General features: G+C 71.3%; 15 protein-coding genes. 8 read left to right on the forward strand and 7 right to left on the reverse strand.

Features of this window, described 5'->3' with window-relative positions:
• Positions 1 to 188 precede the first annotated feature (188 nt).
• A complete protein-coding gene (locus KBX71_RS33150; RefSeq protein ID WP_210821628.1) occupies positions 189 to 1097 on the reverse strand; it encodes a Gfo/Idh/MocA family protein in 909 nt (302 codons plus the stop codon).
• Between the two features lie 217 nt (positions 1098 to 1314).
• Between KBX71_RS33150 and KBX71_RS33155 the strand changes: the two genes are divergently transcribed.
• Both KBX71_RS33155 and KBX71_RS33160 read left to right on the forward strand, forming a co-directional pair.
• A complete protein-coding gene (locus tag KBX71_RS33155) occupies positions 1315 to 1707 on the forward strand; it encodes a hypothetical protein (RefSeq protein ID WP_210821629.1) in 393 nt (130 codons plus the stop codon).
• Positions 1700 to 2113: a hypothetical protein gene (locus KBX71_RS33160; protein ID WP_210821630.1), complete on the forward strand. Its 414-nt coding sequence runs from the start codon at positions 1700 to 1702 to the stop codon at positions 2111 to 2113. The genes KBX71_RS33155 and KBX71_RS33160 overlap by 8 nt, the downstream gene beginning before the upstream one ends.
• A gap of 60 nt (positions 2114 to 2173) precedes the next feature.
• Here the strand turns inward: KBX71_RS33160 and fabG are convergent, their stop codons facing one another.
• Both fabG and KBX71_RS33170 read right to left on the reverse strand, forming a co-directional pair.
• Positions 2174 to 2932 carry a 3-oxoacyl-ACP reductase FabG gene (fabG, locus tag KBX71_RS33165; RefSeq protein WP_210821631.1) on the reverse strand — a complete coding sequence of 253 codons (759 nt, stop codon included), beginning with the start codon at positions 2930 to 2932 and terminating at the stop codon, positions 2174 to 2176.
• 43 nt (positions 2933 to 2975) lie between these two features.
• Positions 2976 to 4628: an alpha-amylase family protein gene (locus KBX71_RS33170; protein WP_210821641.1), complete on the reverse strand. Its 1653-nt coding sequence runs from the start codon at positions 4626 to 4628 to the stop codon at positions 2976 to 2978.
• A gap of 85 nt (positions 4629 to 4713) precedes the next feature.
• On the opposite strand from KBX71_RS33170, the gene KBX71_RS33175 reads away from it, so the two are divergent.
• From KBX71_RS33175 to KBX71_RS33195, 5 genes are all read left to right on the forward strand, one after another.
• A complete protein-coding gene (locus KBX71_RS33175) occupies positions 4714 to 5328 on the forward strand; it encodes a DUF1349 domain-containing protein (RefSeq protein ID WP_210821632.1) in 615 nt (204 codons plus the stop codon).
• A 57-nt stretch (positions 5329 to 5385) separates the two neighbouring features.
• Complete coding sequence (locus KBX71_RS33180; RefSeq protein WP_210821633.1) at positions 5386 to 6057, forward strand: DedA family protein; 672 nt, start codon at positions 5386 to 5388, stop codon at positions 6055 to 6057.
• Between the two features lie 97 nt (positions 6058 to 6154).
• On the forward strand, positions 6155 to 7297 hold the full coding sequence (locus tag KBX71_RS33185) for a glutamate--cysteine ligase (RefSeq protein ID WP_374102685.1): 1143 nt from the start codon (positions 6155 to 6157) through the stop codon (positions 7295 to 7297).
• Between the two features lie 23 nt (positions 7298 to 7320).
• Positions 7321 to 8700, forward strand: coding sequence for an FAD-dependent oxidoreductase (locus KBX71_RS33190; RefSeq protein WP_210821635.1), 1380 nt, complete (start codon positions 7321 to 7323; stop codon positions 8698 to 8700).
• Positions 8701 to 8772: 72 nt separating this feature from the next.
• Entirely contained in the window at positions 8773 to 9741 is a 969-nt protein-coding gene (locus KBX71_RS33195) for a LacI family DNA-binding transcriptional regulator (RefSeq protein ID WP_210821642.1), read from the forward strand.
• Between the two features lie 194 nt (positions 9742 to 9935).
• On the opposite strand, the gene KBX71_RS33200 is transcribed toward KBX71_RS33195, so the two are convergent.
• From KBX71_RS33200 to KBX71_RS33215, 4 genes are all read right to left on the reverse strand, one after another.
• Entirely contained in the window at positions 9936 to 10889 is a 954-nt protein-coding gene (locus KBX71_RS33200; protein ID WP_210821636.1) for a carbohydrate kinase, read from the reverse strand.
• Entirely contained in the window at positions 10886 to 12151 is a 1266-nt protein-coding gene (locus KBX71_RS33205; protein WP_210821637.1) for an AGE family epimerase/isomerase, read from the reverse strand. Before KBX71_RS33205 ends, KBX71_RS33200 begins: the two co-directional genes overlap by 4 nt.
• 236 nt (positions 12152 to 12387) lie before the next feature.
• On the reverse strand, positions 12388 to 12813 hold the full coding sequence (locus tag KBX71_RS33210) for a nucleoside deaminase (protein ID WP_210821638.1): 426 nt from the start codon (positions 12811 to 12813) through the stop codon (positions 12388 to 12390).
• Positions 12810 to 13661 carry a TIGR03619 family F420-dependent LLM class oxidoreductase gene (locus tag KBX71_RS33215; protein ID WP_210821639.1) on the reverse strand — a complete coding sequence of 284 codons (852 nt, stop codon included), beginning with the start codon at positions 13659 to 13661 and terminating at the stop codon, positions 12810 to 12812. The genes KBX71_RS33210 and KBX71_RS33215 overlap by 4 nt, the downstream gene beginning before the upstream one ends.
• A 95-nt stretch (positions 13662 to 13756) precedes the next feature.
• Here KBX71_RS33215 and KBX71_RS33220 point away from each other — a divergent pair, with 95 nt between their 5' ends.
• A complete protein-coding gene (locus KBX71_RS33220; RefSeq protein WP_210821640.1) occupies positions 13757 to 14638 on the forward strand; it encodes an aminoglycoside phosphotransferase family protein in 882 nt (293 codons plus the stop codon).
• Positions 14639 to 14817 lie beyond the last annotated feature (179 nt).

The following is a 14817-nucleotide window of genomic DNA, read 5'->3' on the forward strand; positions in this document are numbered from 1 at the left end:
ACCCGAACCCCACAAGTGCTCCAACACCTGCCGATGCCCGAACGTCACCACACCTGGTCTCGCCACCAGCACCTCCACCACAACCAAGATCAGTTGCACTGAAGCCTAGAAACCACCCGGCGTGTCGCGTCGCCAACTTCATGATCAACGGGGTCGGCGGGTGGGGTGGGGTGCGGTTGGGGGCGCTGTTAGGGGAGGGGGACGGGGATGGTGCGGGATTCTGTGCGGGCGGTTTCGGCGGCGGCCAGGATGCCTACCACCTCGCGGCCGAAGCGGACGTCGCAGCGGTGGTCCCGCGTGCCGGCCCGCACCTGCTCGACGAGTTGGTCGATGGCGACGCCGAACGCTGTGGCGGCGTCGTTCTCGCCGAACGGGACGTTCTCGATGCCGTTCTCGCCGTAGAACACGAACTCCCGGGCCATCGACTCGGTCGGGGCATCCAGGGAGAGCGAGGCGCTGCTCGTGGCACCGCCCTCGTGGGTGAGTAGGAGGTGCACCATCCCGCTCGGTCCGTCCATCGCCGCCACCTGCGTCACCCGACCCAGCACCGGCAGGAGGATCGACAGTGCGTGCGGGGCGATGTCCCAGAGCGCCCCGTGCTCCCGACGCCACAACGAGCCGCCGTACGGGCTGCCGTCCTGGAAGATCGAGGCGAACGCGGTGGTCCGGCCGTGCTGCCAGCCCCCGGCGGCGGCGGTGGCGGCCAGGAACGCGGTCACGTTCGGCTGGAACCGCTGGGTGAAGAAGACGACCGAGGCCACCCCGGACTCCTCGGCGGCGGCCACGACAGAGTCGGCGTCGGCCACGCTGAGCGCCAGCGGCTTGTCCAGCAACAGGTGCCGACCGGCGCGGGCCGCCCGGACCGCGATGTCAGCCTGGATGTCCGGCGGCAGGGCGACGGCGACCGCCTCGCACTGCTCGATCAGCGCGTCGACGTCGGCGTAGGCGGGCACCCCGTACCGCTCGGCCAGCGCGGACGCTCGCTCCGGGTTGCGGCCCCACACCCCCACCAGCTCCGCGTCGGGATGTGCGTGCAGCGCCTTCCCGTGGGTCTCGATCGCCCAGTGACCGGTGCCGAACAAACCGAACCGCAGCACGTGTACCTCCGCTGTTTCCCCACCCCGCGCCAACGCCACGGACCTGATCCACGCTAGTCGCCTCACCGGGGGCACCGGCGGCGGGTCGACCAACCGGAGCAGCTCAGGGCCCGTGCCGATCGGGGCGGCCGACGTGCGGCGGACAGGCGGGGGCACCCGCTTACTACGACGGTTAGTAGGCTGTGCCGGTGACCGAGGCAACGACCGGGTGGGTCCGGTGACCAGCGTGGGCACCGATTCGCCGGTGGACGGCATCGTCGCGACCGTGTCGATCGTGCTGTCGCTGCTCGTGGCGGTGTGGGCGTTGGTGGCGGCGGTACGCCAACGGCCGCCGGACCGGGTGCAGTTCGTCGGTCTGGCCGTACTCGAAGTGGTGTTGCTGGTGTTGGGCGTGCTGGCACTCGTCGCGGTCGGCGGCGGGGATCGGCCCGGCGAGCCCGGCGCCTTCTTCGGCTACCTGGTCACGCTGGTGTGCCTGCCGCCACTGGCCTGGGTGCTGGCCCGGATGGAACCGACCCGGTGGGGTTCGGCGATCGTGTGCGCGGTCTGCCTGGTGGCGCCGGTGGTGGTGGTCCGGTTGCAGCAGACCTGGGAGGTGCTCGGTGGTTGAGACAGGACCGGCTCGGCGGCGTACGAATTCCGGCCCGGGTCGGCTGCTGATCGCTGTCTACCTGCTCTTCGCCATCGCGGCTACGAGTCGGGCCGGCCTGCAGATCGCCACCAAGTTCGACGAGGCGCCGGTGGCGTACCTGCTCTCCGGGGTGGCCGCGCTCATCTACATCGTGGCGGCGGTGGGGTTGGCCCGCGCCGGGCACACCGGCCGACGGGTGGCGTTGGTGTGCTGCTCCGTGGAGTTGGTCGGGGTGGTCGCGGTCGGCATCCTGAGCCTGGTCGACAAGGAACTCTTCCCGGACGAGACGGTCTGGTCGCAGTTCGGCAGCGGGTACGGCTACATCCCGCTGGTGCTGCCGGTGCTCGGCCTGATCTGGCTGTGGCGCACCCGCCCGACCCGGTGAGAAGACCCGGCGACGAGGGCGCCGGCTTACCTGCCGGAGCGCCCTCGTCGGGGGTACGGGTCAGTCCCGTGGGCCACCGGCGACGTAGATGACCTGGCCGGAGACGAAGCCGGCGCCCTCGCTCGTCAGGAACGAGATGGTGTGCGCGACGTCCTCCGGCCGGCCCGGGCGACGGACCGGGATCTCGGCGGCGGCGTGCTTCTGGAAGTCGTCGAAGTCGACCTTCATGCGGGCGGCGGTGGCGGCGGTCATGTCGGTGACGATGAAGCCGGGTGCGACAGCGTTCACTGTCACCCCGAACGGCCCCAGTTCGATGGCGAGCGTCTTGGTGAAGCCCTGCAGACCGGCCTTGGCGGCGGCGTAGTTCGCCTGGCCCCGGTTGCCCAGCGCGGAGGTGCTGGAGAGGTTGACGATCCGCCCCCACTTCCGGTCCACCATGTGCTTCTGGGCGGCCTGGCTGAACAGGAACGCACCGCGCAGGTGCACCCCCATCACCGTGTCCCAGTCGGCGTTGGTCATCTTGAACAGCAGGTTGTCGCGGAGCACACCGGCGTTGTTGACAAGCACCGTGGGCGCGCCCAGCTCGGCGGCGACGCGGCTCACCGCCGCCTCGACCTGGTCCCGGTCGGAGACGTCGGCACCCACTCCGAGCGCCCGGCCGCCGGTTGCGGCGATGGCGTCCACCGTCTCCTTGGTGGCCGCCTCCTCGATGTCGACCACGGCGACGGCCATTCCGTCGGCGGCCAGCCGTCGGGCGGTGGCCGCGCCGATGCCGCGTGCGGCTCCGGTGACGATGGCGACGCGGGACTCCTCCGACATGATTACCTCCCGGTAACTTGGGGTCGATCGGAGGAGCTTAACCTCAACAGGCCGACCCTCGGCATAGGCGAATCCACCGGTATCCGTGGCCGGAGACCTTGACCGCGCCGAGCTTGCCCAACTCTCCGTAGCCACGGTCGGCGAGCACGTCGATCGGCAGGTCGGCCTCCGGCTCAAGGCTGCTGAGGTCCACCTCGACGTCGTCGGTGCCCAGGTTGTGCACGAAGACCATCGTCCCCGTCGGCCCGTCCGCCCGGTGCGCGAGCACTCCGGCCGGCATCGCCACGTCGATGTGGGTGGTCGAGCCGGAGCCGATCTCCGGGGCTTCGCGCAGCGTACGGATCATGCGTTCGAACCAGGCGAGCAGCGACTTGGGGTCGCCCCGCTGGGCTGTGACGTTGACGTTCTGGTAGCCGAACTCACCCTTGTCGATGATCGGACGGACCAGCTTCTCCGGGTCCGCCGTGGAGAAGCCGGCATTCGACTGGTACGACCACTGCATCGGGGTACGGATCGCGTCCCGACCGCGCAGCGACAGGTCCTCACCCATCCCGATCTCCTCGCCGTAACGCAGCACCGGCGTGCCGCGCATCGAGAACTGGAGGGCGTACGCCAGCTCGATGCGCCGCCGGTCGTTGCCGAGCATCGGGGCGAGCCGGCGACGGATGCCCCGGTCGTAGATGCGCATGTTCTCGTCCGGGCCGAACTCCGCGTACACCTGGTTGCGCTGTTCGGTCGTCAGCCGGGACAGGTCGATCTCGTCGTGGTTGCGCAGGAAGGTGGCCCACTGCCCACCGACCGGCAGCTTCGGGGTGTCGTGCAACGCGTCGATCAGCGATTCCGGATCCTGCCTGGCCAGGGAGAGCATGAGTCGCCCGTTGAGCATGAAGTCGAAGAGCATGTGGATTCGGTTGCCGGAACCGCTGGCGTCGCCGAAGAACGTCGGTAGCTGGTCCGGCTCGACGTTCGCCTCGGCCAGCAGGACGGCGTCGCCGCGGCGCCACTGGACGTGCTGGCGCATCTCGGTGAGGAACTCGAAGTCCTTCGGGGAGTTCGGGTTGCCCGGTTCGGTCAGCTCGATGATGAACGGCACCGCGTCCATCCGGAAGCCGGAGACGCCGAGCTGGAGCCAGAACGACATGATCTTTTTGATCTCGTCCCGTACCTGCTGGTTGGCGAAGTTGAGGTCCGGCTGGAACTTGTAGAACCGGTGGTAGAACCACGCCTTGGCGGTCCGGTCGTAGCTCCATGTCTCGTCCTGCTCGCCGGGGAAGACCATGCCCTGGTGCCGGTCGTCCGGTTCGGTGTCGGACCAGACGAACCAGTCCCGGTACGGCGAGTCCGGCGAGGAACGGGCGGACTGGAACCACGGGTGCTCGTCGGAGGTGTGGTTGACCACCAGGTCGATGATCACGCGGATGCCCCGGTTCTGCGCCTGGTGCAGCAGCTCGGCGAAGTCGCCCAGCGTGCCGAAACGCGGGTCCACGTTGTAGAAGTCGGTGGCGTCGTAGCCGTCGTCGCGGTTGGGCGACGGGTGGATCGGGTGCAGCCACAGGCAGGTCACCCCGAGCCGGGCCAGGTAGTCCAACCTTCCGATCAACCCACGGATGTCACCGACCCCGTCGCCGTCGGAGTCGGCGTACGTGTCGATGTCGAGGCAGTAGACGACGGCTTCGGAATACCAACGATCACCCATGCCGGAGGAACATCTCCGTTCGATCACCGCGGCAAACCCGTCTGGCGGGCGGCGGGTGGCGGGGGCGTTGGTTACCGTGCCGGTCATGGAGAGCGACCTCGTACCGCCGAGTGAACTGTTGGACTGGTCCCGGGGCACCTGGCTGCACCCGCCGGTACGCGTGGAGGAGGGCCCGGCCGGCGAGTTGGTCGTCGAGCCGGCGGCGGACAGCGACTTCTGGCGGAGGACCAGCTACGGCTTCGTGCACGACAACGGCCCGGCCCTGCTGGCGCCGCTGCCGGTGGGGGCCGCCATGGAGGTGAGCTTCCGGCTCGACTTCTCGGCGCAGTTCGACCAGGCCGGTGCGTACGTCCGCGTCGACGAACGGACCTGGACCAAGGCCGGTGTGGAGATCAGCGACGGCGAGGTGCAGCTCGGGGCGGTGGTGACCCGGGAGTTCTCCGACTGGTCGGTGGGGCCGGTGCCGGACTGGGCCGGCCGGGAGGTGACAGTGCGGGTCAGCCGGGCCGGCGACGCGCTGACGGTCCGCGCCCGGGTCGACGCCGAGCCGTGGCGACTGGTCCGCCTCGCCCCGCTGGACCCGGCGGCCGACGCGATGGCCGGCCCGTTCTGCTGCGCGCCTTCCCGCGCCGGTCTGACTGTGGCGTTCACCGGCTGGCGGCAGGGGCCGGCAGACACCGCGCTGCACCCGGAGGTGTAGCAATCGCCTTACTGGGTATGACCCTCCGATCCTCGACAGCCGACCGGAAGGACGACAATGGCGTACGCCCAGGCTGGCGACCCGTCCGAGTTCACCGGGTTGACCGGCTGGGTGGCCACGGTGATCGAGGCGATGGGCCCGGTCGGCGTGGCGCTGCTGGTGGCGCTGGAGAGCATCGTTCCGCCGATCCCCAGTGAGATCGTGCTGGCGCTCGCCGGCTTCCTGGCGCACGAGGGCGAGTTCAACGTCTTCCTGGTGGTGCTGGCCGCGACGGTCGGCTCGCTGGTCGGCGCGTTGGTGCTCTACTGGCTGGGCGCGGCACTCGGCGAGGAACGGCTCAAGCGGTGGCTGGACCACATCCCCTTGGTGGACAGCGACGACCTGGAGAAGGCCGACAAGTGGTTCGAGCGGCACGGTCGTTGGGCGGTGCTGATCGGCCGGGTGGTGCCTGTGGTCCGCAGCCTGGTCTCCGTGCCGGCCGGGGCCAACCGGATGCCGCTGGGCGAGTTCATCCTGCTCACCACCATCGGCAGCGGGGTGTGGAACGGTCTCATCGTGGGAGCCGGCTACGGGCTCGGGAGCCGTTGGCAGGACGTCGAGCGCTACAGCGACTGGTTCAACTACGCGATCGTCGCGGTCTTCGTGGTCATGGTGGTCAGTTGGGTGATCCGTAAGGTCCGCAAGCGTCGGGACCGCGACGACCGGCGGTCGGTGACCGCCGGTCGCTGAGGCCCGCTGGCGCCGCCACGTTTCCCGGCATCGCCACGTTGGGTAACCAACGGCGGACCGACGCGGACGGCCCGCGAACGGTAGGAACGGACGGGTGATGTCGATGACCGGTCAGGTGGCGGAGGCGCCCGGCGACATGGCTGCGGCGACCGGGTTGCTCACCGTGGGTGTCGAGGAGGAGTTCCTACTCGTCGACCCGCACACCGGGGCTGCGGTCCCGGCCGTGGACCTGGTCATGGAGCAGGTGCCGGCCGAACTTCGCGGACAGGTGGAGCGGGAGTTCCAGACCAGTCAGATCGAGATCGGCAGCCCGCCCGGCCTGGAACTCTCGTCGATCCGGCACTCCCTCGGCGTACTGCGTCGGGCGCTTTCCGACGCTGCCGAGCGGGCCGGCGTACGCCTACTCGCCATCGGCACCGGCCCGGTGGACGGCCCGGTGCCACCGGTGGTGGACAAGCCCCGCTTCGACCGGATGATCGAGCGGTTCCGGCTGCTCGTTCCCGGACCCGGGAACAACGGCATGCACGTGCACGTGGGGGTGCCCGATCCGGACACCGGCGTGCAGGTGCTCAACCACGTACGGCCGTGGCTGCCGATGCTGCACGCGGTGACCACCAACTCGCCGTTCTCCCGGGGCGAGGACACCGGCTACGCCAGTTGGCGTTCGGTGGAGTGGGAGCGCTGGCCGTCGGTGGCGCCGACGCCGTTTCTGGAGTCGCACGAGCACTACCAGCGGCTGATCCGCCAGTTGATCTCCAGCGGGGTGATGCTCGACGAGGGGATGCTCTACTGGTACGCCCGCCTGTCGGCGAAGTACCCGACGGTGGAGCTGCGGATCGGCGATGTCTGCCCGTCGGTGGACGACGCGGTGCTGGTCGCCGCGCTGGTCCGGGCGTTGGTGGCCACCGCCATGGCGGACGCCGAGGCCGGCCGGCCGGCGTTGCAGACCGACCACCACCTGCTGGTCGCCGCGCACTGGCGGGCCGCCCACGACGGCCTGGAGGGCGAGGCCGTGGACGTCACCAACGGTGAGCTGCGCCCGACGTGGGAGCTGTTGGACCGGTTCGTGGAGCGGATGCGGCCGGCGTTGGAGGAGCACGGCGACTGGGCCGAGGTGACCGACCTGCTGGGTGGGCTGCGTCGGCACGGCAGCGGCGCGGCACGGCAACGCGCCGTGTTCGAGCGCACCGGCCGACTCACCGACGTGGTGCAGGACGTCGCACGGCAGACCCGCGGCTGATCACCACGTGACAGGATGAGCCCGTGGCGCAACGGCTGATCGTCATCGGCGGGGACGCCGCCGGAATGTCGGCGGCCTCCCAGGCCCGACGGCGCCGCGACCGTGGCGACCTGGAGATCGTGGTCTTCGAGCGGGGCCACTTCACCTCCTACTCGGCGTGCGGCATCCCGTACTGGATCAGTGGCCTGGTGTCCGGCCCCGACGCGTTGATCGCCCGGACCCCGGAGACGTTCCGCACTGAGTACGCGATGGACGTGCGGATGCGCCACGAGGTCACGGCCATCGACCTGGAACGCCGCGAGGTGGTGGCCCGGGACCTGGAGGGCGGCGGCGAGGTCCGCGAGCGCTTCGACGACCTCATGTACGCCACCGGCGCGGTGCCTGTGAAACCGTCGTGGGCGGTCACCGACGCGGGCGGCGTGTTCGGCATGCAGACCCTCGACGACGGTGCGGCGCTGCGGCACTGGCTGGACGCTGACCCGAAGCCGCGCCGGGCCGTGGTGGTCGGCGGCGGCTACATCGGCGTCGAGATCGCCGAGGCCCTGATCCAACGCGGTCTCTCGGTGACTCTGGTGGAGGCGGGCGACCAGCCCATGGCGACGGTGGACGCCGACATGGGCGAGCTGGTGGCCGACGCCATGCGCGGCCTCGGCATCACGATCCGCACCGGCCTGCCGGTGACCGGCCTGGAGGAGCGGGACGGCCGGGTGTCCGCGGTGGTCACGGCCGAGGGGCCGATGCCGACCGACCTCGTGGTCCTGGGCCTCGGCGTACGCCCCAACTCCGCGCTCGCCGAGGCCGCCGGGCTGCCGATCGGGCCGACCGGTGGGGTCCGGGTGGACCGCCGGATGCGGGTGCCGGGGCTGCCCGGGATCTGGGCGGCCGGCGACTGCGTGGAGACGCTGCACCGGGTCAGCGGGATGCCTGTGCACGTGCCGCTCGGCACGCACGCCAACAAGCAGGGCCGGGTCGCGGGGATCAACATCGGCGGCGGGTACGCCACGTTCACCGGGGTGATCGGCACCGCGGTGACGAAGGTCTGCGACCTGGAGGTGGGTCGGACGGGCCTGCGTGAGGGCGAGGCCCGGGCGGCCGGCTTCGACTTCGTCTCGGTGATCGCCGAGTCGACCAACCGGGCCGGCTACTACCCCGGTGCCCGGCCGATGACCGTGAAGCTGATCGCCGAGCGTCCCAGCGGCCGGTTGTTGGGCGCGCAGATCGTCGGTTGGTCCGAGGCGGCCAAACGGATCGACACGCTGGCCGTGGCACTCTGGAGCGGCATGACGGTGGACGATATGACGTCACTGGACCTGGGCTACGCTCCGCCGTACGCGCCGGTGTGGGACCCGGTGCTCATCGCCGCCCGAAAAGCGGTCGACGCGCTCGCCGCCCTCGGCCGTTGACCCGCGCCCGCCGTGGAGGACCACCCCGTGACCCAGACCCCGACCCGGCCGACCGTGCGTCGACGCCCGACGATGGTCGACGTCGCCCGGCGCGCCGACGTCAGCCTGAAGACGGTCTCCCGGGTCGTCAACGACGAGCCGGTGGGCCAGGAGTTGGTCGGCCGGGTGCTGGCCGCCATCGCCGAGCTGGGCTTCCGGCGCAACGACATCGCTCGTAACCTGCGCTCCCGGCAGCTCAACGCCACCGTCGGGCTGCTGATCGAGGAGATCGCCAACCCGTTCTACGCGACCATCGCCAGTGTCGCCGCCGAGATCGCCGCCGCACACGGCACCATGCTGATCACCGCGTCGTCGGAGGAGGACCCGGAGCGGGAACGCGCTCTGCTCCAGGATTTCACCCAGCGCCGGGTCGACGGTCTGCTTGTGGTGCCGGCGGGCCTCGACCACTCGTTCCTGCGTCGCGAGGTCGAGTTGGGCATGCCCGTGGTGTTCCTGGACCGGCCGCCGCAGGGGCTGCAAGCCGACGCCGTGCTGTTGGACAACCGGGGTGGCAGCCACGCCGGGGTGTGCGCGCTGCTCGACGAGGGGCACCGACGGGTGGGGCTGCTGCTCGGCGCGCCGAGCGTGCCCACGATGCGGGAGCGGCTGGCCGGGGCACGGGCGGCGCTGGCCTCCGCCGGGGTCGAGCCGGACGAGTCGCTGGTCCGCGAGCGCCTCATCGCTCCCGAGGAGGCCGGGCGGGCGGTCGCCGCGCTGCTCGACCTCCCGGAGCCGCCCACCGCGTTCTTCTGCGCGAACAACCGGCTCACCGTCGGTGCGCTTCAGGAGCTGCACCGGTGGGGCAGTGACGCCGCGCTGGTCGGCTTCGACGACTTCGAACTGGCCCACCTGATGCCCCGACCGCTGACCGTCGTCGCGTACGACACCCGGGAGCTGGCGAGGGTCGCCACCGAGCGACTGTTCGAGCGCATAGCCGGCGACGACTCCCCACCGGCAACCACTGTGCTTCCCACGCGGCTCCTAGCCCGCGGCCTTACCTGACCCCCGCCCCGCCCGCCCCGCTGGCGGAACCGCGAGCGTTGAGCAGCACGTGCTCGCCCCGGAGGAGCGGGGCGGACAACCCCTGCCCCCCTTTGCTCTGCACCCTGATACGCACCGGTCACGGTCGGTCACTTTCGGCCCCGGCCGGTCGCGGTCCGTAGCCGTCGCATCCGCGGGTGCAGAGCAAAGGGGATTCAGCTTGCGGGGGTGAGGCGGGCCGCTACCTCCGAGCGGCGGGGCGGGTCGGCACCCCGACGGCCGCAGGTCAGTGCGGCCACGGTCGCGGCCTGGCGCAGCACCGTGCCCCACTGCTGCGGGGTCACCGCGGCGAGCCGGTCGGCCGGCCGGTCACCGAGCGCGTCGAGGTCGGCCAGCGCGGCCAGCAGGCCACCGGTGAACGAGTCGCCGGCACCGACGGTGTCGACGACTGTGGTGCGGACCGCCGGCTCCTCGTGCAGCGAGCCGTCGCGCGCGAGCAGCCAGGCGCCCTCCCCACCCCGGGTCACCACCGCGCAGGACACGCCGGCCGCGCGCCATTCGGTCATCACGTCGGCCACCGAACGGTCCGGGTAGAGCCAGGCCAGGTCCTCGTCGCTGGCCTTGACCAGGTGCGCGAGGCGAATCTGTCGGCGTACCCGCTCCTGCTCCGCCGCCCGGTCGGTGACGATGCTCGGCCGCAGGTTGAGGTCGATGGAGACGGTGAGCCCGTCCCGTCGGCGTTCCCGGGCGAGCAGGCCCTCCAGCGCCTCGGCGCCGGGTGCCAACGCGAGCGCGAGGGACCCGGTGTGCAGCGCGATCGCCGGTGACCCGGCCAGCTCGGGCAGCTCCTGCGGCGTCCACTGCCAGTCCGCCGCGCCGGCCAGCCGGAACTCGTAGCTGGCCTGCCCGGCGGCGTTCAGGGTGGCCACGGCCACCGACGTGGGCTCCTCGGCGCGGACCGCCCACTCCAGGTCCACCCGGTTGGCGCTCAGGTGCTCGACGAGTTGCCGACCGTAGTCGTCACTCGCGAGCCGGGCCAGCAGCCGTACCGGCTGGTCGAGCCGTGCCAGCGTGACCGCGACGTTCGCCGGGGAGCCGCCGGGCACGGCCCGCTGCCCCTCGGCGGTGACGACCAGGTCGATCAGTGCCTCCCCCGCGACGACGATCACGCGGTCACCTCCCCGGGGGCGAGCGGGCCGGGGCCACCGAGGCCGTCGGCGGCGCGGGACAGCAGCACCGCCTGGTAGGCGTGGTAGACGTCCGGTCGGCCGTGCCAGACCGTGTCGGCGGGCAGGTTCTGCGGGTCCAACTCGTGCCGCCATCCGGTCTGGTCGATGAGGCTACGGCGGGCGTACGCCCAGAAGACCTGGTACCAGTCGAGGTAGACCGCGTCGCCGGTGCGGCGGTGCAGGGTGATCGCCGCACCGATGGCCTCGGCGAGAACCCAGTGCATCCGGGAGCGCACCACCGGCCGGTCGTCCCAGTCGATGGTGTAGACGAAGCCCTCCGCGCCGTCGACCGCCCAGCCGCGACGCACGGCGGCGCCGAACAGGGCGCGGGCGTCGGCGAGCAGCCAGCGGGGTGGCTGCGGCAGGACCGCCTCCAACTCCAGCAACAGCCGGGCCCACTCCAGCCAGTGCCCGATGGTGGAACCGTACGGCCGGAACGGGTCGGCGGGCTGGTCCCGGTTGTAGTCGGGCAGCGGCGTCCAGTCGGTGGTGAAGTGCTCGGGCAGCCGCCAGTCGTGCCGGGCCGCCTCACCGTGCACGAGGTGGGTGGCGATCCGCAGGGCCCGGTCTGCCCAGTTCGCGTCGCCGGTGGCGGCGGCAGCGGCGAGGAACGCCTCGACCATGTGCATGCTGCTGTTGGCGCCCCGGTAGTCCTCGGTGACCGTCCAGTCACGGTTCCACGATTCGCGGACCGCGCCGGCGTCGTCGTCCCAGAACCGGTCCCCCACGACGGCCAGCACGTCGGCGAGCAACCGGTCCGCGCCGGGCCGTCCGGCGCGCGCGGCGCTGGAGGCGGCGAGCAGTACGAACGCGTGGTCGTAGCCGGCCTTGCGGTCGTTGACGGGTACTCCCTGCTGGTCCACCGCGCCGAACCAGCCGCCGTACCGGTCGTCGCGCAGCAGCGTGCTGAGCGCGGCGATCCCGTGGTCGACCAGGGCGGCGGCGTCCGGGTCGCCGTTGCGGTGGGCGAGGGCGGCCACGTGGGTCATCCGGCAGGTGATCCAGGTGTGGACCGGTTCGCCGCGATCCGGGGTGCGGTCGTCGGTGAGCCACCAGAAGCCGCCCTCGGGCCGGACCGAGCGGCGGGCGGTGTCGAGCAGCGTCCGGGTCTGGTCGGCAAGGAACTCGTCCAGATCGGGCAGGTCTGGCGACCCCGCCGGGGCAGGGGTCGTTACGGCGTCGGATCGGGGCACGTCGGTCATCTCAGCTGGTCACCGTCGGGTAGGAAAGGGACATACGGCCAGGATCGGCGGACGGACCGGGTCCGCGCCGCAAAACCGCCAACGGTACGCCACGAACCGACTGGCCAGGGCCGGCGCGCGGCGGGAGGCTTTTCCTCCCTTTTGTCCGTTGACATCGTTGTCACCACTCAACCCTGCTCCGGCAGCCGGCCGACTGTCAATTCCGGCTGCGTCACACCGCCCCGGGACAGCTCAGGTCAGTAGTAGTTGTCGATCGGCTGACGCGCCTCGTCGAACAGCGCCGGCCCCTCGTACCGAACCGGCGGCAGCGGCGGGGTCACCGGCTTGACCTGCTCGAACTGCTCGCTGGACAGGGCGTACACCACCCGCCCGAGGCCGGACCGGTCGATCGCCGTCGCGCACATCGCGCACGGCTGGCAACTGGTGAACATGGTGGTGCCGGCGGCCACCTCGAGAGACAGCTCCCGAGCCGCCCAGCGGGCCAACTTCAACTCCGGATGCGCGCTGATGTCCACGTCGGAGACAACTGTGTTGTGGTCCTCGATCAGGACGACGCCGGCCGCGTCGACAAGCAACGAGCCGAACGGCCGTTCGCCGGAAGCCCCCGCCCGGCTGGCGATCTCCACTGCGTGGCGGAGGAACTTCTCGTCGTCGGGGGTCATCGGTCCTCCTGGGATTTGTGGTGCGCGGCCACGGCCGCAAGGGTCCGCCAGGCGCGTTCGGGCTGGCGGATCTCGGTCAGGTCGCCGTTGAACGGGTCCAGCACCACCGTCTCCGCGCCGAGCGCACGAAGCTGGTCGAGGTCGGCGACGATCTGATCGATGGTGCCGACGCCGGTGAGCCGGTCCGGGTCGGTGATCGGCTCTCGGGTCTCCTGGAGCGCGATCCGCGGCACCAACGCGGGCACCGGGCGACCGAGGTCGTCGGCGATGGCCGTCAGCCGTCCGACCGCCTCGGCCAGCCGTCCGGGCGTGACCCGCAGCGGGTGCCAGGCGTCACCGAGCAGCACCGCGCGGCGCATGCCGGCCTCGCTGTTGCCGCCCACCCAGATCGGGATCGCGTCCGTGTCGTAGTCCTCGGTGTTCTGCCAGGCCGCACGCATGGCGTGCAGGTACTCGTCGGTCAGCGCACCGCGTCGCCGGAACGGCACGCCGAGCGCCTCGAACTCCTGCCGGGCCCAGCCGACGCCGACACCGAGGACGAGCCGGCCGCCGCTGAGCCGGTTGAGGTTCGCCGCCATCCGGGCGGTGAGCAGCGGGTGCCGGTACGGGACGATGAGCACCGTGGTGCCCAGCCGGACCCGGCTGGTCACCCCGGCCAGCCAGGACAGCGTGGTGAACGGCTCGTAGAACGGCGCCGGATACTGCTCGGCCACGTCCGGAGTCACCGCGATGTGGTCGGAGACCATCAGCAGGTCGAAGCCGAGACCCTCGACCGTCTGCGCCCACTGCCGCAGCATGTCGGGGTCGGTACCCGGGGCGAAGTTCGGTACGTTCACGCCAATCTGCACCCGTTCACGCTAGCCACTGTGGACCGGTGTGGGAACGCCGTGACCCGGCTGAAGTGTTGGGCGCCGGCACGAATCGCACAGCTCAGGAGGGCCGGATGGATCTACCCGAAGGGCTCGACTGGGTACGCGGATCACCCGCCGGTCGCGCCTGGCTGACCGCTCTTCCGACGTGGCTGGCGGAGTGCGCCGAGCGGTGGTCGCTACGACTCGGCCCGCCCTTCCGGTACGCGTACGCCTCACTGGCGCTCCCCGCCGACCTGCCCGATGGCACGGCTGCGGTGCTGAAGCTCCAGTACCCCGACGAGGAGAGCCGGCACGAGGCTGACGCGTTGGCCCACTGGGACGGCGACGGGGCGATCCGTCTGCTCGCCCACGACCCTGAGCGGCGGGCCCTGCTGGTGGAACGCTGTCAACCCGGGACTCCCCTGCACGACCTTCCGCCGGACCGAGCGCTGGACGCGGTGATCGGGCTGCTCCCCCGGCTCTGGCGACCGGCCGACGCGCCGTTCACCCCGCTGGGCGAGGAGGCCGCCGGCTGGGTCGACCGGATGCCCCGAGCCTGGGAACGGGCCGGCCGGCCGTACGAGCGGCGGCTGCTCGACGCGGCGCTCGACCTGCTCACCGACTTGGCGTCGAGCCAGGGCGAACAGGTGCTGGTCAACCAGGACCTGCACGCCGGCAACATCCTCGCCGCCGACGGGCACGCCGCCGGCCGAGGGCCGTGGCTGGTGATCGACCCGAAGCCGTTGACCGGGGAACGGGAGTTCACTGTCGTGCCGATGGTGCGCGGCCCCGAGTTGGGCCACTCACCGGCCGCCGTCCGGCACCGGCTGGACCGGCTCAGCACCGAGTTGGGGCTCGACCGGGAACGGGTCCGGGGTTGGACGATCGGGCACACGCTGGCCTGGAGCGTCGCCGACGAGACGGTCTTCCCGCAGAAGATCGACGTGGTCCGCTGGCTGCTCGACTCCAACTGAGGCCCGACAGCGCCGCGGTTCGCCCGCCCCCGACGCATGACCACGCTTGACCCATGTCAACGCCGCCACGTTTACCGCAACGCCCGTCCGTCCACAGGTGCCACCTCGTCGATCATGGAGTTGTGGTGGGTGACAAAGAACCCGCAAGACCTCAAACCAGGCACCACAACTCCATGATC

This window comes from Micromonospora sp. D93 (assembly GCF_018070365.1).
Lineage (GTDB): Bacteria > Actinomycetota > Actinomycetes > Mycobacteriales > Micromonosporaceae > Micromonospora > Micromonospora ureilytica.

Excerpts from the sequence above, each read along its gene's own strand:
- fabG (WP_210821631.1), bottom strand. The coding sequence starts at position 2,932 with ATGTCGGAGGAGTCCCGCGTCGCCATCGTCACCGGAGCCGCACGCGGC.
- KBX71_RS33205 (WP_210821637.1), bottom strand. The coding sequence starts at position 12,151 with ATGACCGACGTGCCCCGATCCGACGCCGTAACGACCCCTGCCCCGGCG.
- KBX71_RS33185 (WP_374102685.1), top strand. The coding sequence starts at position 6,155 with ATGTCGATGACCGGTCAGGTGGCGGAGGCGCCCGGCGACATGGCTGCG.
- KBX71_RS33195 (WP_210821642.1), top strand. The coding sequence starts at position 8,773 with ATGGTCGACGTCGCCCGGCGCGCCGACGTCAGCCTGAAGACGGTCTCC.
- KBX71_RS33180 (WP_210821633.1), top strand. The coding sequence starts at position 5,386 with ATGGCGTACGCCCAGGCTGGCGACCCGTCCGAGTTCACCGGGTTGACC.
- KBX71_RS33175 (WP_210821632.1), top strand. The coding sequence starts at position 4,714 with ATGGAGAGCGACCTCGTACCGCCGAGTGAACTGTTGGACTGGTCCCGG.
- KBX71_RS33220 (WP_210821640.1), top strand. The coding sequence starts at position 13,757 with ATGGATCTACCCGAAGGGCTCGACTGGGTACGCGGATCACCCGCCGGT.
- KBX71_RS33210 (WP_210821638.1), bottom strand. The coding sequence starts at position 12,813 with ATGACCCCCGACGACGAGAAGTTCCTCCGCCACGCAGTGGAGATCGCC.
- KBX71_RS33170 (WP_210821641.1), bottom strand. The coding sequence starts at position 4,628 with ATGGGTGATCGTTGGTATTCCGAAGCCGTCGTCTACTGCCTCGACATC.